This is a genomic window from Sphingomonas sp. NFR15 (genome assembly GCF_900103265.1).
GTDB lineage: Bacteria > Pseudomonadota > Alphaproteobacteria > Sphingomonadales > Sphingomonadaceae > Sphingomonas > Sphingomonas pollutisoli.
Genome location: NZ_FMWX01000008.1, coordinates 193836 through 213254, shown reverse-complemented (window position 1 = coordinate 213254; position 19419 = coordinate 193836). Strand labels below are relative to the sequence as shown.

Genomic DNA, 19419 nt, shown 5'->3' with positions numbered 1-19419 from the left:
CGTAACGCGGTCGCTGACGCAGCCCGGCGTGGCTGTACCAGACGATGCGCGAGGAAATCATCATGTACGCAATTACTGGGATCACCGGTCAGGTTGGCGGCGCACTCGGCAGTGCGTTGCTGGAACAGAGCCTGCCCGTACGCGCCGTCGTCCGCGATGCGGGCAAAGGCGCTCTATGGGCGGCACGGGGCTGCGACGTCGCTCTTGCGGACATGAACGACGCGGCGGCACTCACCACGGCCTTCGCCGGGGCCGATGCGGTTTTCATCCTGCCGCCGTCCGAGTTCGATCCCGTGCCTGGCTACACTCAGGCGCGCGAGACGATCGATGCGATCGTTGCGGCCCTGGTCGCGGCCCGCCCGGAAAGGATACTCTGCCTGTCGACGATCGGTGCGGATGCCGTGCAGGACAATCTGCTGACCCAACGGACGTTGATCGAGCAGGCCCTGAGCGCTCTGCCGATACCGGTCACATTCCTACGGGCCGGCTGGTTCATCGAGAACGCGCTCTGGGATGTGGCGTCCGCGCGCGACGAGGGTGTCCTCCACAGCTTCCTGATGCCCCTCGACAAGCCGATCGCGATGGTCGCGACCAAAGATATCGGAGCGCTGGCAGCGAAGCTTATCCAGGAGGATTGGATCGGCAACAGGATAGTCGAACTGGAAGGTCCACGGCGTGTCTCGCCCAATGATCTCGCCGCCGCTTTTGCCAAGGCGCTCGGACGACCGGTTCGGGCCGAAATCGTGCCTCGCGACAGTTGGGAGGCGATGTTCCGCGGGCAAGGTGCGACTAATCCCTATCTCCGTATCCGGATGCTCGATGGCTTCAACGAAGGCTGGATCGATTTCGCCGAGGACAGCGCAGCGCTCCGCAAGGGCAATATCGACGCCGATACCATCATCGCCGAATTGGTGGCGCGCGAAGGATTGTCGAAATGATCGCGCCGCTCGAAACGCAAGGCATTTCGCTGCCAAGGCTTGGCCTGGGGACATTCCGCATGCAGGGCGCGGCCTGCCAGGAAGCGGTCGAAAGCGCGCTGGCGCTCGGCTACCGCCATATCGATACCGCTGAGATGTACGGCAACGAGGAGGTCGTCGGTGCCGCCATCGCCGCATCGGGCATCGCGCGAAGCGATCTGCACGTCACCACCAAGGTCTGGCATGACCATCTCGCGTCCGACGCCCTCGCCCGCGCGCTCGATGCGAGCCTTCAGCGTCTCAAGCTGGACCATGTCGATCTGTATCTGGTCCATTGGCCCGCCACGAACATGGATATGGCGACGACACTGGCCGCGCTGATGCGATCAAGGGAGGCGGGGAGAACCCGCGCGATCGGTGTTGCCAATTTCACGCTGTCGATGCTGAACCACGCGATCGACGAGATCGGCGCGCCAATCGCGTGCAACCAGGTCGAGTATCACCTCTACCTCGATCAGACGCCGATGCTCGGCTATCTGCGGTCGAAGGCGATCCCGCTGATCGCCTATTGCCCGCTTGCCCAGGGTCAGGCGGCGGAAAGCGAGGACCTCGCCCGGATCGGTGCGAAACATAACGCGTCTGCGGCACAGGTCGCGCTTGCGTGGCTCCTCGGCCAAGAAGGCGTCGCCGCCATCCCCAAAGCCGGGCGTATTATCAGCCAGCGCACCAACCTGGATGCACTCTCGCTAGCTCTCGATGACGAGGATCGCCAAGTCATCGCATCTTTGCCCAAGCGACAGCGGCTGGTGAACCCACCCTTCGCGCCCCCCTGGGATAAGCCGATAGCTGAATGATACGCACGTTTGCACGCAAGACGGCTTTCGTCCGAAGCGGCCGCTGGCGAGCCTGCCGCAATACGTCCGAACTTGGTCGGGAGCCGTCGGTGCCGGATTTCGGATTGTTGTGGGAAACGGACTGGCGGCTTATGGAAAGGCGTGGGCGATAGCGGCCGCCCCGAAAACGATGGTGAAGCGGGAAACTTCCGCGGCTACGTTAACGGGCTGGCGGCTGCATAAGCTCTATTGTGATATGATCAGGGCCTGACACATAGGCCACCAGCGTTCCCTTCCGTGGACCACCCGTGATCGGCAGCGGGCTACCCTTGGCTTTCCACCCTGCTGCCTCGACGCGGACAGTGGCGGCATGGATGTCATTCACAGTCAGAGCCAGATGGGCCGCACCGATCGCCCCCGCGCTGTCTGGCACTGCCCCGTTCCGGCGCCCTTTTGAATATTGCAACAGTTCGACCACGTAGCCGTTTGGCGCCCTGACGATCGCCGTTTTCACACTTGGATCATCGACTCCTGTCACCTGATGCAGGAAATCGCCCCCCATCTCCGACTGACGCTCAAGTGTGAAGCCGAGCGCTTCTGTCCAAAACCGAATGGCTTCGTCCAAAGACGATACAGCGAAGCCCGTGTGGTCCACGGCAATCACGTTGGTGGCTTCGTTCATAGCAGCACTCTCACTGGGCCGTACTTGCGCTGTCTCAGCCTGCGCCCCGGCTGTAACCAATGCCAGCAGCATGGCGAAGATGATCTTCATGGTGACGCCTTAGCGCTTAGGGCGCCGCCCGAAAATGCGCCCAGCGAGATGGCAGGGCAGTTGGGGCAGGAGCCGCCATGGCAGAAAATGGGTCGGGAGCCGCCAGTGCGGGATCACGATCACGGGGAGCTGCGGTTAGGGATGCCTATGGCCGCTTTCGGGCCAAGCGGTCGTTCCCCGCCGCTGATGGGAACGGCTTGAGTTGGTCGCCTCCTGCCAGACGCTCGTAGAACGAAGCCTTCGTTCGCGAGCACGGTGAAGACCCGGTTTCGGCTGAACGTAACGTTCGCGACCTCCGGTCACGTTGATCGAGGAACGACCGAGGCTGGGCCGACGCACAGCTTTAACCCAGCTCACGGTCCCTAATCGATTGCAGCCTTTCGGATATCCACCTCACGGCATCCATTGGCACCGTTGATCGTTACGGCTGTGGTCGGAACGCGGCGGCCGTCTGGCTCGGTGGGAAAGGCCTAAAGTGCGTTTAACAGCCTCGATAATGCTCATCGGCCTGCTCCTTGTTACTGGCGCCATGCCGGCTCGGGCTAAGGGAATTTCCGGCGTCTTCAACATGGGCGCTCTTGCAAACACGATGAGTATGGGCGCGACCATAAAGTCGGAATGCGCCCGCGCCCGCGGAATAGGGCAGCGCGTCGATCCCGATACGCCGTGGTGTGGGAGTGCGGCGGGCGCCCAGCATCCCTTTGCGCAGCCCGTGCGGGGAGCAGCGGTAAACACAGATATGCGCTACGCTGCTAGCGCGGCGCTTCGACGGGAGGTGCTTACCACTTTTATCGACCGCGTTCGCGGGAAGGATCCAAAGGACGCCGGTCAAATCGAGGCAGAATTCCGGCAGCGTGACTATAATGCGATCTATGCTGGCATTGTCCGTCCTTACGGACTCGATGGCGATGACGCCGCCAGTGCGCAGGCCGCTTATCTGCTCCTCGGCTGGATGCTCGTGCACGAGGGGCGAGAGCCACCTCCCGGCAGCGTGCAAGGCGTGCGGGCGCAAGTGGCCGCCGCCCTCTCCACCGGCAGACTCTCCGAGCCGGAAACACGCGCCCGGCTTGGAGAGAATTTCAAGATCCTCTTCGTTGTCGTCCACGCCGGGTGGCAAGCTGCTCGGCGCGAGGGAACGTTCGATCGCTATGCAGCTGGCATCGCCGACCTTTTTCGCAACGGCGACGGACTTGACCTTCGAACCGCGCAACTCACGAAAAATGGATTTCGGTCAAACTGATCTCTCGAGCTGCGATGGACCCTATCAGGCAGCGAAACTGCGAACTCAAACGACTGGCAGTGGGCGATGGCTGGCCGGCACCTTCTTGCGGCGCGAACGGCGGCGCATACTTGATCCGTGTTTCCTTAGCCCGGTACTCAACGACAAGGTCTGGTCGACTGCGGCCGCTAACGGCGGGCGCTGCGCCGTCCTCGCTCACTCCTCAAACTTAGCCAGGGCATGAGGGCGACGCTACGATACGCTAAGGCCGCCGGAGCAGCGGTGGCCGCTTCACCGTTTCAAATATTCTTCCACGGCGTCGGCGCCATTGCCGACTGCCTTGACCGCCTCGGCAAGCTTGTCGCGGCTCACGCCAAATTTCTTTGACCAATACGCGACCTCGTAATCCTCGCCGAGCGCGACGCGCGAGCTGTCCTGTGGACCGCGGAGGGTCTTGTCGTCCGCCATGGCATTCTCCTTGAGCTTTTGGTCTTAACTGCCTTGCAACGCGGTTCTCACGCCCAGGTTTCCTGCTCGGCCTACGCGCTCTGACGCTGTCGATGGATCGAGTCTCATCAGCGGTGGAACGAGTCCGGCAGGCAATGAGTATCATCGTCATGGTCAAGGCAGGCACCACGGAACGCCGGAGCGGAGCCGGTCGAGCGCGTAAGACAGCCTCCGCGCGAGCGCTGAAGCCGCCGCCGTTCCGGCCTGTCCAGCTGGCTACCCTGGTCGACACGGTGCCGTCGGGTGATCGCTGGCTCCATGAGATGAAATATGACGGCTATCGGCTGCTGGTGGCCGTCGGGGGCGGGAGCGCTCGAGCGTACACCCGGTCTGGCCTCGACTGGTCCGAAAAGTTTGGAGACATTGCCGACGAAGCAGCGACGCTAGCGGTCGGCTCCGCGCTCATCGACGGCGAAGCCGTTGTGATGGATGAAAATGGCCGGTCGAGTTTCCAGGCCCTGCAGGGAGCGCTGAAGGGCGCGCCGGCCAGCATTGATTTCATAGCCTTCGATCTTCTGGAGCTGGATGGCGAGGATCTGACCGGTCTACCGCTGACAGAGCGCAAGGCGAAGTTGCGGACGATCCTGCCGGAGGGCAAGCACCGCATCCGCTTCTCCGACCACATCGAGGGCAATGGCGAGAAACTGCTGCACAGTTTCTGTGATGGCGGACTGGAAGGCGTCATCTCAAAGAAGGCCGACGGGCGTTACATCGGCTCGCGCTCGGGCGGCTGGCTCAAGACGAAGTGCATCAAACGACAGGAGTTCGTCGTCGTAGGCTGGACGCCGTCCGACAAGTCGCGTGCCTTCCGATCATTGATCCTTGGCGTTCACGAGGATGGGGTGCTTCGATACGCCGGGAAAGTCGGCACCGGCTTCAGGATGGCCGAAATCCTCCGCTTGATGGAGACGATGGGACCGCTCGAGCAGAAAGATGCGACCGTCAAAGCACCGCGCGCTGAAGTCCGCGGCGCCCATTGGCTCAAGCCGGTGCTCGTGGCGGAGATCGCTTACACGGAGATGACCAACGAGGGCACGCTGCGTCACCCGAGCTATTTGGGACTGCGCGCCGACAAGAAGCCTGAAGCGGTCGTGCTCGAGAAAGAAGAGCCGGTCGCCGAGATCGCTCCGCCGGCCGTGTCTCGGGTGAAAATCAGCAACCGCGACCGCATTATCTTCCCGGAATCGAACATCACGAAAGGCCAGCTCGCCGACCATTATGCGGCGGTTGCGCCCATCATGCTGCCCTGGGTCGGCAGTCGACCGATCAGCCTCGTGCGCTGCCCGCAAGGCCGGGCGAAGAAGTGTTTCTTTCAGAAGCATGATGCCGGCAGCTTTGGCGATACGGTCAAACACGTGGGCATCCTCGAAAAGGATGGGCATGAAGAGCCTTACCTCTTCATCGACACGGCCGACGGTCTGCTGACCTGCGTACAGATGGGCACGATCGAGTTTCACGGCTGGGGTGCTCGGATCGAAGACGTCGAGAAGGCCGACCGCCTGGTGTTCGACCTCGACCCTGACGAAGGGCTGGACTTCGAGAATGTGCGCACCGCGGCCTTCCACTTCCGCGACATCCTGAAGTCGATCGGTCTGGAAACATTTCCGATGCTGACCGGAGGCAAAGGCGTCCACGTGATCGCGCCGCTGGTGCCGAGGGCCGAATGGCCTGAGGTAAAGGATTTCGCACACCGCCTTGCTCAGGCCGTTGCGCAAAGCGATCCCGACAATTTCACTGCGGCGCTGCCCAAGGCACAGCGCAAAGGCCGTATCTTCGTCGATTACCTTCGCAACCAGCGCGGGGCGACCGCAGTGATGCCCTATGCCGTCCGCGCCCGGCCGGAGGCCCCGGTCGCAGCCCCAATCAGTTGGAAGGAGATGGAGACGATCGATGCACCCAATCACTTCCATATTGGTGACGCGGCTGAGCTGGTGAGGCGTGCCGCCTCGAAAGCGCTGACAGGCTGGGGACGTGCCGACCAGATGCTGCCGGACCTGTGACCTCGATGAAGATCGCCACCTACAATGTGAACGGTGTGAACGGTCGCCTACCGGTCCTGGTGCGGTGGCTGGAGGAAGAGCAGCCAGACATCGTGGTATTGCAGGAACTGAAGGCCCCGCAGGAAAAATTCCCGGAAAAAGCGATCCGCGACCTCGGTTACGATGTCGTCTGGCACGGCCAGAAGAGCTGGAACGGCGTTGCGATGCTGAGCCGTGTCGGCGAGATTCATGAAACCCGGCGCGGCCTGCCGGGCGATCCCGACCCCGCACAAAGCCGCTATATCGAAGCGGCGGTGAACGGCCTGCTGATCGCGGGCCTTTATCTGCCCAATGGCAATCCCCGCCCGGGGCCCAAGTTCGACTACAAGCTTCTCTGGTTCGAGCGGCTCATCGAGCATGCCGCCGATCTTCTTGCGAGTGGCGCGCCGGTCGTGCTGGCTGGTGACTTCAACGTCATGCCGACCGAGCGGGACGTCTATAAGCCGGAGCGGTGGCTCGACGACGCGTTGTTCGCGCCGGAGGTTCGCGCGGCTTTTTTTCGGCTTCTCGAGCAAGGGTGGACCGACGCCTTACGGACCATGCATCCGGACGAGACGATCTATACATTTTGGGACTATTTCCGGAACGCGTACGGCCGCAACGCAGGCTTGCGCATAGATCACCTGCTGCTCAGTCCTTCTCTCGCTGATCGCCTGGTCGACGCGCAGGTGGACCGGCAGGTGCGCGGCTGGGAAAAGACCAGCGACCACGCACCCACATGGATCGAGCTTGCCGATGCAAAACCGGCGCAGAGGAAGCGAAAATGACGGCCCCGAGGAGCGCCGGCATCCTGCTACACCGCTGCATCGATGGGTCCACAGAGGTGCTGTTGGTGCATCCGGGTGGCCCGTTCTGGAGGGGCAAGGATGCGGGCGCCTGGCAGATTCCGAAGGGGCTGATCGAACCGGACGAAGATGCAGAAACCGCGGCTCGCCGGGAGGTCGCCGAAGAGCTTGGCTGCCCGATCGACGGCGCGTTGATGGCCCTGGGCGAAGTTCGCCAAGCTGGCGGCAAGAGGGTGGTCGCCTTCGCGGCCGAACAAGATTTCGAGCCTGCGGCACTGGTCAGCAATATGATCGAGATTAGCTGGCCACCGCGTTCCGGCCGGACGTTGGCCATCCCGGAAGTCGACCAGGCACGATGGTTCAACCTCGAAGCGGCCCGAGAACACATCCTTGCGAGCCAGGCGCCATTCCTCGATCGGCTCGTCGCTGCCCTTCCGCTCGCCGACCACTTACCGACCTAAAGGAGATGGATGATGACCGAGCTTAGTGCCGAAGACCGGAATGAACTGGACAAAGGGTCCTTCGCGTTTCCCAAGCAGCGCAAGGAGCCGCTTGAAAATGCGAGCCACGTGCGAAATGCGGTCGCCCGTTTCAACCAGGTCAAGGACGTGTCCGACGACGAGCGAGATGCTGCTTGGAAGCGGATCGAAGCGGCCGCGCGAAAACACGGCGTCGAGATCACGGAAAAGAGCTGGCGTGAGATTGGGAAGAGCTAGCCCGACCAGATGCCCGGGCGCACAGCTCTGCAGTCAGAGCATCTGTGATTGCGCGGCCACCTCAGGGTATACCTGAACCACTGGCAGACTACCTTTCGGCAGGGCGCGCAGCACCTCGTGGGCCGGGACCGACGGATCCAGCCAATCAGACCATTGATCGCGCGTCAGCGGGATGATCTGGCGAGAATGATAGGGGCGAATGTCGTCCCCCGGCTCCATCGTCAGCATTGTGAACGCTTCACCCTCAGGCGTGGCGCGCCAGATGCCGGCAATGCAGAACCACGGATGATCCCGCATCGTGAAGAGCCACTTGGTCTTGCGCTTCTGCTTGGGATCGTCGGGCTTCGTGAATTCGTAGAAGCCATCGGCCAGGATGAGGCAGCGGTTCGATGTGAACTCCCGGCCCTCCGATCTGAAGTTATAGACCGGCTTGCCCCCCTGCCCTGTCCAACTCCAGCGGCGATTGACCAGCTCGCCGGCACCGCGGACATCGCCGCTGCGGACGATCGGGGCGATATCGCTGATCTTGATGTCCTCGCGCGCCTCGACGTTCGGCGTGCCCTCGGGCATTTTGATCTTGATCTTCAGGTCATCAAAGTCCTGAGCGATCGAGGCGATGTCGACTTCCAGGCGATAGTCATTGCACATTGATCGCTCCGTTCCAGCCCATCTTGCGAGTCCTCATCGTTCTTATTATGTTCTTCGCATGGACTCGCCAACCCCATTCGACTCGGATGCTCCTGTCGGGAGCAAGCGCGCTATCATTCGCTACAATCCGGACAATAGCGCAGAGCTTGAAATGGTCGAGGCGACATGGGGATCCAACCCACGCTTCAGCGACGGCGCGTCGTATCGATTCGTCCGATCCGAGGGAAAGACATTCCCTAGTCACCGCTGTCTCATGCCGGCCTCCGAGTTTCACATGACCGTGAAGGATCGCTGCTATCGCGTGCGGCTCGACGACGGCAATTTCTTCTATCTTGCCGGCGTTTGGGAACCGGCAATGGCCGATTATCCGCTCGCGTTCCGGATTATCACCGTCGCCGCCAATCCTGAGGTCAGTCGCTATCAGGACCGGCATGGGGCCATCATCCTGCGTCGTCAGGTCATGCATTGGCTCGACAAGAACGTGCCGGAAGTCGATTTGTTGGAGACGCCACCGGCGCGCACGTTCGTCATCGAGGAGATCACGAGCGGCCCTCGCCAGCCAGCGCTCGTGTTGTGAACTGATCTGGACGGCAGGAAGTCGGGAGCAAGCCTATACGACGCGAAGCGATCGCCGCGGGTTTCGAACGACGGCTCTCCACCACTCAGCGGTCGCTCGGTGCGAAAGAGATATATTGGGGCGACCCGCTCGCTCCAAGCATGATAGGCGGCGCGAGCTTTCCCGAAAGCCGGGCGCCCGAGCACCTACGCTGGAGGTCCAATGTCAGTCTGTGATGGTGCAATAGACATGCGCTACCTATGGATCGTAGCAGCCGTGGCCGTCCCGGCCTTAGCCAGTCCGACGTCGAAGTACGATCGGGTTTGGCATGGCTATGAGGCTGAGTTGGCGAAGCAATGCGGCGCCAAGCATCTCGAATGGCTGGCTCCGGCCGAGCTTCGCGATGCGCTCGACGATTATAAGCAGTCGGCTCCGCGCAGTATTGCCCGGCGAATGTCTCACGCGGAAGAACGGGAATGCCGGAATTCGATTGCCGGCGCGTCATGCTCCAACGTCGGTGATATCGAGGTCGCGGAGGAAGCCCATCGAATCCAACAAGCCGCGGCCCATGTTTGTGGCGAATATGTCGGATGTCGAGAGCAGTCAGATTGTGATCGTTTGGGCAGCTGACCAATAACGACCGACACCGTGACCGAGCCCGTCCCGCAAGCGGCCAATCTGCTCGCCCTCGATGGACCTGGCGGGGACTGGCTTGATGCCACGTCTACCGATCCGACGTGATGGATTGTCATCAATGACACTTTACCCGGAAGCGCTAGGTAAAGTGTCACGGATGGCACTTGGTTGGCTATAAGCTTACTGGCCGAGACAGCATGACGCGGGTCTTGAGATTGCCGTCTGGCCTCCGATGCAGGTCGACGATGTGCTCGCTTCGCGGCTCGAATGTCATCAGGTCTGCCACCGTTTCATAGGACGTGTTCGGCCCGAAATACCGGGTCGTTCCGTGCCATCGCTGCCCCTCGATCAGCCGCATTCGAAAAGTGCCGATCGGGGCCGGTACGGTGACCCGGTTGTTGGCCGCCACATACAGTGAGAGAATGTGGCGGTTCGTCGTCGGTTCAAAGAGCTGGACGACTGCGTTCGCTTCGCTGGCCTCGACCGTCAGCCTGCTCTTGATATCTGCCGCGCTGATCGTGCGCGAAACCGTAACCGACCCCGTCTCTGGAAACGGGATCGCGGCCGCCAGATCCGGGAGCCAGCCCTTGCGCTGCATTTCCCCGTACATGGGCACCAGGATCGAGAGCGCCGACAGGAGGATAATCCACTTCTGCCACGGGTGCGTTGTGAAGCGCCCAGCGGACCCATACCGCCCTCCTGAATAACCGTGGCTGAGGCGCGCCGCTTTGCTTTCTGCGCGCCGGCGCTCGCGCATATAGTCGCGATCATCGAGCCCCATTGAAGCGGCCCTCCAGCGGCCAGACCGGCGTCGCCTGCGTCGCGTGCGTTCGATTACTGAGCAACGGTTTTGCTACCGGTGATCGCACCGCACGATGCTTGAACATGTGGCGAAGGCGCGGCGCGAACCGGGCAGCAATGACGATCACAATCGCCGCTGCGACAAGAAGGAGCGAACTGCCAAGCGCAAGTCGGCCAAGCTGATCGAAAATCTGAGACATTGGACCTCTCCCGGTTGGGGCACGAGGCTCGCGCCCCGCGCCGACGCTGCTGCCTGTCAGCTCCAGCCGTCGCGGCGCCCCTCGCCGCTGTCCTTGAGGCCGCGGCCCTCCAGACTGGAGCGCCGGATCTCCAGCTCCACGCCGTCGCCCTTTTCGCGGATACGGATGTCCCGCGGATCCACGTTGTTGCGCTTGGCGAAGTCCTCGGCCGCTTTGTCGCTTCCGAATTTCCCGACGTCGTCGAAATCCCATCCACTCATCGTCGTCTCCTTCATCTATCCGGCAAACCGGCCGGTTCGGTAGTCACAGATCGAGCCCCAGGCTGCGTTCCGGCAGCGGCGGCAGCACGTCGCCGCAGTCGGGCTTGACGTTGGGCGGTGATCTTAGTTTGTCGACCTTGGGCGGCGACGCCTTGCCGCCGAGATCGGCCGGAGGCGAAGGATCGCCCGGCAGTGGCGGCAGATCCTTGAGGTCTACCGGACCCGGGTCAAATTTTTCGCGCGAGCCGGCACCTGGGGATCGCGCGCGTTCGCGGTCGACGTCGAGGCGTCCGATCGTTTCGAGCGCGGACGTCTTGTTCCCGGGGTTGTTGTCGAGCTGGCGCTCGAGCTTTTCCCTATTGTCGACCACCATCGTCAGTTCGTCGCGCACGCGAGTGACGCCGACGTTGAACAGGCGTTGGTTGGAAAGATTGCGCTCCTGGCTCGACATGACGGTGATCGCCTTGTCGGTGGTGATGCCCTGCGCCATGTGCATGTTGAGGGAATAAGCGAGATCCAGCCGCGAGAGCATCGGATCACCAAGATCGAGCGTTAGCCGTTCCTTCGCCGCCGTCTCAACGGTGACCCCGTTCGCATCGATCGTAAGGACCTTCGCGAGGGCCGCATTGTGCAGCCCCCGCTCCTTGTCGTTGGCAGTCCAGCGGACACGATCGCCTTCCCGGAGGTGCAGACCCTTCTTGTCGCTGAGTTGAAGGCGGTCGCGCTTCTCGGTGGGGGACAGCTTTTGCGGATCGAACCGAATACGCCGGCGACCGTCCAGGAGATCGATCTTGCCATTGGGGTGGATCTTATCGACCTGATAGCGGCCGGCAGCCAGGCCGACGTCCCGCCCCCCTCCCCTGCCAACCTCGAGTGTCTGCCCCGCCTGGTAAGTCGAGGCATAGCGAAGCTCCTCGCGGGTTGTGTTCACCCGCTCGACGACGGTGAGGTGGATTCCTTCTCCCCGCACGCTCCCCTCGGTCGCGAGCCCGTCCTGGATGCGCTGATTGATGACCGCGCGCGAGGCGCGGCCGGAGGCAAAAACCGCCGTCGCGTCGCGATCGGCGGGCGACAGCCCAAGCCACATCTCAGCCGCGTGGAGCGCGGGGCTTTGGTGCTCGATGATCTTTTCGCCAAGCACCTTCATCGCCTGCCCCGCCTCACCGACATTCGCGAGCGCGGCGACCGTCCGAAGCTGGTCGGTTCGCTGCCGGATATTCTCATCCATGCGCGCCATGGTCCCACCGCCCGCCTGGATGAGCGCGAAGGATTTGCCGGCATCGATCGACGAGAGCTGTTGGCGGTCGCCGACGAGAACGAGCTTGCCGACGTCAAGCGCGGCCGAGATCTGATGCAGCTTCAGCATATCGTCGCTCGAGACCATCGAGGTTTCATCGACGATGAGCATCTGGCCGGCGAAGGCGGCTCGCGCCTGCTCGTAAACGTCTCCCTGCCGGGTTGCGACATGCCGCTCGTTGGCGAGAATGAAGGACGCGATCGTCTGCGACTTGATCCCGGCGCCGTCGGCAAGGTCGGCGACCATTTTGTTCTGGAAGGCGAGGCCCGTGACGGCGCGGCCTTCCCCCTCCGCGACGCGCGCGACCGCTTGCAGCATGGTCGACTTGCCCGCGCCGGCGATGCCTTGCACCACCACCGTGCGATCTGCGGACGAAAGGATCATGGTCGCGGCGGCAAGCTGCCCGGCATTGAGCTCATGGGGCGCAACCGCTTGCAGCCGCGCCGGCGCCTCGCTCGCGTCGATCAGCGGGAGGGATCGCCCCTTCCCTTCCTCGACCGCCGCGAGGATGCGTTCCTCGGCTCTGAGCGCCTCCTGCGTCGTCACCATCCGCGGCCGGGTATCGCCCAAGCGCGCCTCGCCGGCGATGAGCTGTCCGCGCTCGACGAGCCGGGCGACCCGCTGCTCGACGTGGTCGACCGTCACACCCTTCAAACCAAGGTCTAGCGCGGTCTTGCCGAGCTGATTGACGTTGAAGGCCGCTTCGCGCTCGGAAAGGATGCGCACTGCGGACGCGACAGCGAGTTGAGCCCGCGCCTCCGCAGGTGAATGGGTCACCCGCGCCAGGGCGCGATCCACGAGCGGATCGTGCGTTTTGAGAATGCCGCCGACCTTGTCCCACGCGCTCGTCAGCGCGTCGGTGACGGCACGATAGCCGCGTTCGAGCGCGCCGCCCGGCTCGCGCTGCGCGGACCGCGCCAGCGCCGCCTCCAGGAGCCCCTTGCCATCGAAACCCAGAGCGGCCGCTTTCTCGATCCAATCGCGCTGGAGACCCTCACGGTCGTCGACGTTCAGCTTCGGATCGCGCGTGTTGGTGGTGACGCTATCCCGGCCCTTGGGCGAGGTAATCCCAAGCTCGGCGGCTTTCTCGAGGATGGCTTCCCGCCGCTGGCTGAAAGCGTCGAGCACCGCCTTGGGGACACCGGCAATCTCGAACGTGCCGTGCTTGCCCTTGAGCTCGACCTGGTAGCCGAGCTTCTCCATCTCCTCGCGGAGGAAGGCGTGATAGATCGAGCCGATCACCGTATTGTTGCTCCAGATCTTGTCCGCATGGAGCGCCTGCCATTTGCCGTCCGGCATCTTGGTCAAATTGGCGATCACTGCATGGACATGTGCCTGGGGATCGAGCGCCCGGCTCGTGTCATGCTGGAAAAGAGCATAGACGAGGTTGCCGGTCTGCACCGGGACCTTGCGCCCCTCCACATCCTTGCGACCCTCGGCAAGGTTCTTCTCTACCCATGCCATGGCGCGGGCCACGGCCTTCATGTTGGCGCCGTTCTCGCCGAGGATGCGCTTGTCGCCGGTGACGTAGGCGAGGAGCGAAACCGACTTCGGTGCCGAGAAGGTAAGATCGACGCCCGATCGCCGGTTCTCCACCTGTGCGATCGCTTCGCCGCCTGGCAGGATGCCATTGAGGATGCCCTCGAACGCGTCCTTCGTTACCTCGCCAGATAGGGCCAGCTCGGCGGAACCCTCGCCGCCCCAGACACTGACATCGGAGCTGTCCTCGGCGGTGTAATAGTCGTCCTTTGCGAAGTAGCCGGCGGCACCGGAAGCGGATCGGACAGAGGCGACGGAGAGCACCGACTAGATCCCCATATCCATGCCATCAGCCTCGCGGCCGGCAGAGAAATCCTGCCGCAGCTCGACGATCGTCTGGTCCTCGACCTGGCGCGCGATATGGTGGCCGCGGCCGTCCCGCCGATCGTCACGGTCGCGCGCCTGCACCGTCTCCTGCTCGACTGCCGCACGGGCGGCCTGCGCCGTGTCGGCGGCATGCACGCGGGAGGGCTGGCCGTCGCGATCGGCGTTGTTCTCGCGGACGGCCGTGCTGTTCGGGTCCTTCTCGTCTTCCGCCTCGGCCGAGAGGATCCGCGCGGCCATCTCCTTGGCCACATTGACTGGCTCGACGGCCTCCTCGATCACCTGACCCGCGCCGTCCCGCCCACCGGCTTCACCACTCTCCTCACCCTCGAACACCTCATCTCCGCGCTTGGACCGTACTGGCTTCATGTCGGGGCGGGGCACGAAGCCTGTGGAGACCTCGGGATAGTCTTTCCACTCGAGCTTGATGCGAGCGGCGGGAAAGCCGTCGGGGAACTTCACGAACCCGTGCATCGAAGGCAGGTTCGTGATGTCATCGGCAATGACGAGCGGTTCGACTTGCTTGCGCGGGGTCAGCGTCGAGGCGTCACGCGTGTTGTTGTAGCCGTAGCTATAAGCCTCATCCATCTGGCGAACTTCACGGTTGCCGATATAGCGCGCGCACTGCTCGGCGGTGTCGAGATCGGCCGTCGCCAGGATGAGTTTGGAGCGGGCGAGCGAGGCGAGATTGCGAGCGCCCTGCTCGCCGTACACCTCGACCAGTTTCTCGAAACTGTGGATGCCGAGGATCATCGCGCCGCCGAAGGCGCGGGCGGTCTGGAGACCGTTTTCGATGGCCGGCAGTCGGTGCAGCGCGCCGAGCTCGTCGAACATGAACCAGGTCCTTAAGGTCCGGGTGCGCGGCATGGTCATGAGCCGGTTGATCGCGAGGTCCATCCAGAGCGTGAGCAGCGCCCGGTTCATCGGCAGGTCGACATAGTTGGAGGTGATGAAGAGGATTGATCCTGGCTTCTTCTCGCCCGTGATCCAGTCGCGGATCGAGAAGCGCGGACCCTCGTCAGGGAGAAAGCGCAGAACCTGGGCATTGGTGTTGAAGACGGCGCGGATCGACTCCGCCATGCGGGCCGCTTCGGGGGCGGTAAGCGGGTCGGCGATGGTGTTCTGTAGATAGCGATGGACCCGCTTCAGATCGGCGGTCATCAGATGCTCGGACAAGGCAAGATTCGTGGTCTCGCCACGCTCCTGCAGCCGCACGCACATCTCGATGAAAAGGGTGCGTGCGGCAAGCGCCCAGAACGGCTCGGAGGAGCCGCCGTCCGACGGGATCAGCGCTGCGGCGGCGGCAGTGAATTCGCTGTGGGTGCGGCAGTCGGAAAAGATCGACCAGGCCGGGCAGCGCCGGTCCATCGGATTGAGGATCGTGTCCCGGTCTGTATCGTAGAATGCCTCCACATAAGCCCCGGTGAGATCGAAGATGACCGCGCTATCCTGGCGCTCGCGCATCTGCCTCACGAGGCTGCGCAGCTCGGTCGTCTTGCCCGAGCCGGTGGTACCGATCAGCATCGTGTGCGACTGCTCCATCCGGTGCGGAAACGGGATGCCCGCGAGGCTATAGGGATGGTGGATTCCGGCTGCCTTCCGCGCCGCGAACGACAGGCGGAGCACCTGCCTTGGCGAGAGGTCCGGCAGGCATTCCCGTGCTTCCTTCTCGAAGGCGGCCAAGTTGTGCTGTGAGACTTCGGCGAGGAGCAGATCGCGATCGACCAGCATGGCGCCTCGCTCATGCCGCTCCTGCAGGATCGATCGGCCACGGCGCCGGGACATATCGACGAACCAGATCGTCAGCGGGATGGTGAGAAAGATGGAGACGAGGATGGCGCCAAGCAGGCCGCGCACCGCGACGCTCCACGCCTTCTGAACGTCCGGCATATACTGCACGACGGCCATGATCGTGCGGTGGATCTCGCCGTTAGGCAGGGTGACGTTGACGCGCTTGGCCGGGTCGAGGCCGACCCAGTCCCACAGCATGGCGTAGAGCTTCATGCAGACGAGCTGGAAGCCGTGCTCGTCGAGCTTGAGCGACATGATGACGAACCAGGCGGCCAGGAAGCTGAAGAACCACAGGATGAAGGGGAGCCTGGCGCCTGAAAACCACATCAGCATCTCATGCGTCAGAAGCTGACTTCCGCGCGTGAAATTGCCGGCGTTGCGGTGAACCTTGCCACGCGCCGAATGGTGGGTCAGCGGAATGGCACGACCGTCGCTGCGGATGTCCTTACGCGCCATGATACTGCTCCAGGCGCTTGTCCGTATTGGCGATGATCCGCTCGCGGAATTCGGGAAATTGCTCGCTGATGATGACGTCGAGCGCGAGCTGCATGAACTCGCTGATCCGCGCCAGCCGGCGGTGACTCAATGTGATGACGCTCGCGGTGCCGAGATAGGCATCGACGGCCGCCCGGATGATGTCGGAAGGCTTGCAGTTCTGGTCCACCGCGAGGGCCAGAATGCGATCATATTGCTTGCGGTCGAGCCGGACCGTGCAGTGTCGTGTCGTCGAGGACAAACCAGCCTCCTAGCAGAGAGGCTGGTGGGGACTTGAGAAAGCGGCCTTAGTTATAGCGGATCGCACGGATAGCGGCAAAGGGAATTGGGATGCAGCCTACGCGTGTTGCCGCGTGGCACGGCTAACCCCCGGAAATTACGGGGAAGTCCACGGGCCTCGCACCTGTCCCACGCCGTGACACACGTCGCATTCGCGATAAGTCACTGAAACGCCGTGGGAATCCTGCACCTTCAGGTGCGTAGGGTGTGCTAAATCTATCAGGATTGATCCATGGTCCCTGGGTCATGTCGATGGTCCATTCATGGAGGTCGTTCCGGAATCCCGCTGGGCCAGCTCCGCCCTGTGGGCGGAAGGGCCGGCGCTCGGCGGAAGAACAAATGCTATGTCGAAAAGCTGCCGTGTAGTGCGCCTGGTCGTCAGACCAAGCGCGCGGCTGAGGGCGGGGTTTTGGTGTTGAAGTCATGTGCGTTGAGTCCAGTCGAGGAGGCTCGGGCGTCCGCCGCCATCGGTATTCAGCCGCTTCCGATCGGCCGGACAAAAGGCTACAAAGACATCGTTCGCAGCCCGATCAGCTCCGAACAGCGAGGCCATGATGGCACGTACATTGGAACAGGAACGGCAGGCGCTCGAGGAGGAAGAGCGGCGGCTCGCCGAGAAGCGCGAGCAGCTTGCGAAACGCGAGCGTGAGGAAGCGATCAAGGCCGTAGAAAAGTCGGGGTTACTAAAGCTCGACGGCAGGCGATTGGAAGTGCTGACCGGGCGTATCAAGGCGCTCGGAATCGAAGAAGTCGAGAAGCGGCTGGCGGCCTGAGGCCGACTTCGCCGCGACGAAGTCGCGGCACGGGCATGGGGGCTCGATGCCCCTCATGCCCGTGTACCCTGAGCACAAAAAAAGGGAGAGGCGTCACCGCCCCTCCCCGTCGCTTAGAACTCGTCGGACATCCGGCCCGGCACCGTGTGGACCACCCGCTCGATAAGCCGCATCGGCAGCGCGTCATAGTCACCCTCGTCGATGGCGATGTAGTGACCGTCCCCTTCCTCGATGACGTGCTGGTCGAAGAAACTGTGGAGCGCGCGGCGTTCGGCGAAGGCCAGCGCGGCGAGATAGTTGACGGTGTCGGCGTGCGCGGCGGTCGAGTTGATCTGCATGGGAGCCTCCTGTCGTCTTGAATGACAGGGGAATGGCCGTCGTTGAGGGAGCCGCCGGGTCAGGGACGCCGGCACAGCCGGCGCCGCGCAGCGGCGGTGGGGGTCACGATTTTCTTCGGCGAGGCACTGCCGCTGAAGCTTGAGCACTGCCCTCGATCCGCCGAAGAAAATGGTGGGGCCCCGCCGTCCTTGACGCGGTGGTTCCCTCAACGACATCCTTGGAAGTCTGTGAGAGATTTCATTCTCTGGAGGTTGAGGCTGGGCGCCGAGAGCGACGCATTGTTGGTATTCTAGCGTGCCGTGGGAACTGGCCCGAACCGAAGGCAACAGTTTCGATCAGCGCGGATGCAGGGCACGGGATAGATGAAGAAGCGAAAGGTGCCGGTCTACGACCGGAATGAAATGCAGTTGATGATAGATCTGGCTGAGAGTGTGGAGACCAGCGATCGCACCCTTGCGATCGTCTGCATGGCACATCTCGAAGATGCACTGGCCGAGTTGCTGCGCGCGAACCTCGACGCCTATTCGGGAGACATGGAGAAGGATCTGTTCTCGCCGGGGGGGCAGCGCGCCCTTATCGACGTTCCGGAACAAGGTCGTGATGGCCGAGGCGATGGGCATCATTTACCCGGATTTCGCGCGCGAGCTGCTGCGGATGGCGACGATCCGCAACCGCTTTGCGCATCATCTGACTGTCGACAGCTTCGACCATGAACAGGTTCGCGATCATGTCGAACGGTTGCACAGCCTAAGGGAAGTGGCGCTTCTGGTCGGCGCTGCGCTTATCATGCCGACGCAGCAGATGATCGAGCCGACAAGGCGTCGGCGTTTCTGCTATTCAGCTGTCGTGGCAGCGCTTGCACTTAATGGTGAGGAGACGGTCATGATCGACCGGATCAACTTGCTACATAGGCTCAGCTGAAAGGTAATCGCCCAGGTCCTTGAAGGACGGATCGGCAAGTCCCTGAGCGAGAACCGGGCCCGTCGGGTTGGTTCGACCGTGCGCCTGTGTTAGGCCCCTTGTGCGCTGCAGAACGGGCAGCGCCGGGACTGGTAATCCCGTCGAGAACGGCAACTCGGGGTGAGCTTTCACGCCGGGGTGCCTGCGCATATGTCCAGGTGCCTCGGCACTAAAAGCGTAGGCGCATGTCTCGACGTGTTACCAGCCCCGGCTCCCGCGCCCAGCGCGCGGGAGCTGATCTGGTCGGGGTGTGCCGGCATCTCCTTGGAGGCCTCAACGCCCGAGGTGATGCTATGGATCGCAATGCGAACGCGCCGACCGTCCGGCGGGCGCTCGGTCTGGCGCTGATGCGGCAGGCACTGGAATATCTTTCCACGATCGGCGAGGACGAGGCGTCGCATCATCTGAGCAGCGCGATTGACGCGCTGCTGAAGCCGAAGAATGGCCGAGAAAAGCCCCCGGCCGCCTGATCGCCGAGCGTTAAACGTGAAAGGGCGGCAGGCTCTCGCCCACCGCCCTCCTTCACTTCTTCTTGCCGCCCTGTTTTAGGGCGGTGATCACAGCCGCGAGTCCAAACAGGATCTCTGCGAAATCGTGCCATTCCATCGCTCTGACTTTCAGCGATGGGGACGCGCCCCCAGATTGAAGGGGAATACGTTGCAACGCGTTTGTTCGGTGTTTTGAGGGGCCGCCCCCTATTTTCCTGGTTCGCTTTTCTGGATCTGGGTTCGCT

The 19419-nt window shown here is 62.8% G+C and carries 23 protein-coding genes; 12 read left to right on the top strand and 11 right to left on the bottom strand.

Annotated features, from left to right (window positions below; genetic code table 11):
- Nucleotides 1-44: 44 nt before the first annotated feature.
- A complete protein-coding gene (locus BLS81_RS17445; RefSeq protein WP_256326312.1) occupies nt 45-938 on the top strand; it encodes an NmrA family NAD(P)-binding protein in 894 nt (297 codons plus the stop codon).
- Nucleotides 935-1771, top strand: coding sequence for an aldo/keto reductase (locus BLS81_RS17440; protein ID WP_218123154.1), 837 nt, complete (start codon nt 935-937; stop codon nt 1769-1771). Before BLS81_RS17445 ends, BLS81_RS17440 begins: the two co-directional genes overlap by 4 nt.
- 199 nt (nt 1772-1970) lie before the next feature.
- Here BLS81_RS17440 and BLS81_RS17435 read toward each other — a convergent pair whose 3' ends face one another.
- Nucleotides 1971-2522 carry a VOC family protein gene (locus BLS81_RS17435; RefSeq protein WP_093225777.1) on the bottom strand — a complete coding sequence of 184 codons (552 nt, stop codon included), beginning with the start codon at nt 2520-2522 and terminating at the stop codon, nt 1971-1973.
- Between the two features lie 496 nt (nt 2523-3018).
- Between BLS81_RS17435 and BLS81_RS17430 the strand changes: the two genes are divergently transcribed.
- Nucleotides 3019-3762: a hypothetical protein gene (locus BLS81_RS17430; protein WP_093225775.1), complete on the top strand. Its 744-nt coding sequence runs from the start codon at nt 3019-3021 to the stop codon at nt 3760-3762.
- A 270-nt stretch (nt 3763-4032) separates the two neighbouring features.
- Here BLS81_RS17430 and BLS81_RS17425 read toward each other — a convergent pair whose 3' ends face one another.
- Nucleotides 4033-4209 (bottom strand): DUF3606 domain-containing protein, encoded by a 177-nt coding sequence (locus BLS81_RS17425; protein ID WP_093225774.1) that lies wholly within the window; start codon nt 4207-4209, stop codon nt 4033-4035.
- Nucleotides 4210-4343: 134 nt separating this feature from the next.
- On the opposite strand from BLS81_RS17425, the gene ligD reads away from it, so the two are divergent.
- Genes ligD through BLS81_RS17405 form a run of 4 tightly spaced genes read left to right on the top strand, consistent with a single transcriptional unit; the run spans nt 4344 to nt 7788 of the window.
- Nucleotides 4344-6248 carry a DNA ligase D gene (ligD, locus tag BLS81_RS17420; protein WP_093225772.1) on the top strand — a complete coding sequence of 635 codons (1905 nt, stop codon included), beginning with the start codon at nt 4344-4346 and terminating at the stop codon, nt 6246-6248.
- 5 nt (nt 6249-6253) lie between these two features.
- Nucleotides 6254-7054 carry an exodeoxyribonuclease III gene (gene xth, locus BLS81_RS17415; protein ID WP_093225826.1) on the top strand — a complete coding sequence of 267 codons (801 nt, stop codon included), beginning with the start codon at nt 6254-6256 and terminating at the stop codon, nt 7052-7054.
- Complete coding sequence (locus BLS81_RS17410; RefSeq protein ID WP_093225771.1) at nt 7051-7533, top strand: NUDIX hydrolase; 483 nt, start codon at nt 7051-7053, stop codon at nt 7531-7533. Before xth ends, BLS81_RS17410 begins: the two co-directional genes overlap by 4 nt.
- Nucleotides 7534-7545: 12 nt before the next feature.
- Nucleotides 7546-7788, top strand: a complete 243-nt coding sequence (locus BLS81_RS17405) for a DUF6582 domain-containing protein (protein WP_093225825.1) — start codon at nt 7546-7548, stop codon at nt 7786-7788.
- A 33-nt stretch (nt 7789-7821) separates the two neighbouring features.
- On the opposite strand, the gene BLS81_RS17400 is transcribed toward BLS81_RS17405, so the two are convergent.
- A complete protein-coding gene (locus BLS81_RS17400) occupies nt 7822-8436 on the bottom strand; it encodes an SOS response-associated peptidase (RefSeq protein WP_093225769.1) in 615 nt (204 codons plus the stop codon).
- A 58-nt stretch (nt 8437-8494) separates the two neighbouring features.
- Here BLS81_RS17400 and BLS81_RS17395 point away from each other — a divergent pair, with 58 nt between their 5' ends.
- Together BLS81_RS17395 and BLS81_RS20475 are read left to right on the top strand one after the other, a co-directional pair.
- On the top strand, nt 8495-9013 hold the full coding sequence (locus BLS81_RS17395; RefSeq protein ID WP_371128300.1) for an SOS response-associated peptidase family protein: 519 nt from the start codon (nt 8495-8497) through the stop codon (nt 9011-9013).
- Between the two features lie 228 nt (nt 9014-9241).
- Nucleotides 9242-9622 (top strand): hypothetical protein, encoded by a 381-nt coding sequence (locus BLS81_RS20475; RefSeq protein WP_143023394.1) that lies wholly within the window; start codon nt 9242-9244, stop codon nt 9620-9622.
- Nucleotides 9623-9800: 178 nt separating this feature from the next.
- Here the strand turns inward: BLS81_RS20475 and BLS81_RS17390 are convergent, their stop codons facing one another.
- The 6 genes from BLS81_RS17390 to BLS81_RS17370 are packed head-to-tail and all read right to left on the bottom strand — an operon-like array spanning nt 9801 to nt 16576.
- Entirely contained in the window at nt 9801-10409 is a 609-nt protein-coding gene (locus BLS81_RS17390; RefSeq protein ID WP_093225766.1) for a hypothetical protein, read from the bottom strand.
- Nucleotides 10396-10629: a hypothetical protein gene (locus tag BLS81_RS20470; protein WP_143023393.1), complete on the bottom strand. Its 234-nt coding sequence runs from the start codon at nt 10627-10629 to the stop codon at nt 10396-10398. Before BLS81_RS20470 ends, BLS81_RS17390 begins: the two co-directional genes overlap by 14 nt.
- Nucleotides 10630-10685: 56 nt before the next feature.
- Nucleotides 10686-10889 carry a hypothetical protein gene (locus tag BLS81_RS17385; protein ID WP_093225823.1) on the bottom strand — a complete coding sequence of 68 codons (204 nt, stop codon included), beginning with the start codon at nt 10887-10889 and terminating at the stop codon, nt 10686-10688.
- Between the two features lie 43 nt (nt 10890-10932).
- Nucleotides 10933-13989, bottom strand: a complete 3057-nt coding sequence (gene mobF / locus BLS81_RS17380) for a MobF family relaxase (RefSeq protein WP_093225765.1) — start codon at nt 13987-13989, stop codon at nt 10933-10935.
- A 3-nt stretch (nt 13990-13992) separates the two neighbouring features.
- Nucleotides 13993-16296, bottom strand: coding sequence for a type IV secretion system DNA-binding domain-containing protein (locus BLS81_RS17375; protein WP_093225764.1), 2304 nt, complete (start codon nt 16294-16296; stop codon nt 13993-13995).
- A complete protein-coding gene (locus BLS81_RS17370) occupies nt 16286-16576 on the bottom strand; it encodes a hypothetical protein (RefSeq protein WP_093225762.1) in 291 nt (96 codons plus the stop codon). The genes BLS81_RS17375 and BLS81_RS17370 overlap by 11 nt, the downstream gene beginning before the upstream one ends.
- A gap of 592 nt (nt 16577-17168) precedes the next feature.
- Here BLS81_RS17370 and BLS81_RS17365 point away from each other — a divergent pair.
- Nucleotides 17169-17387 carry a hypothetical protein gene (locus BLS81_RS17365; protein ID WP_093225822.1) on the top strand — a complete coding sequence of 73 codons (219 nt, stop codon included), beginning with the start codon at nt 17169-17171 and terminating at the stop codon, nt 17385-17387.
- Between the two features lie 113 nt (nt 17388-17500).
- Here BLS81_RS17365 and BLS81_RS17360 read toward each other — a convergent pair whose 3' ends face one another.
- Both BLS81_RS17360 and BLS81_RS17355 read right to left on the bottom strand, forming a co-directional pair.
- Complete coding sequence (locus BLS81_RS17360; RefSeq protein ID WP_093225761.1) at nt 17501-17725, bottom strand: hypothetical protein; 225 nt, start codon at nt 17723-17725, stop codon at nt 17501-17503.
- Nucleotides 17726-18061: 336 nt separating this feature from the next.
- Nucleotides 18062-18349, bottom strand: coding sequence for a hypothetical protein (locus BLS81_RS17355; RefSeq protein WP_143023392.1), 288 nt, complete (start codon nt 18347-18349; stop codon nt 18062-18064).
- Here BLS81_RS17355 and BLS81_RS17350 point away from each other — a divergent pair.
- Nucleotides 18327-18647, top strand: a complete 321-nt coding sequence (locus tag BLS81_RS17350; RefSeq protein WP_093225758.1) for a hypothetical protein — start codon at nt 18327-18329, stop codon at nt 18645-18647. The genes BLS81_RS17355 and BLS81_RS17350 overlap by 23 nt on opposite strands.
- 332 nt (nt 18648-18979) lie before the next feature.
- A complete protein-coding gene (locus BLS81_RS20870) occupies nt 18980-19156 on the top strand; it encodes a hypothetical protein (protein WP_176787231.1) in 177 nt (58 codons plus the stop codon).
- Nucleotides 19157-19419 lie beyond the last annotated feature (263 nt).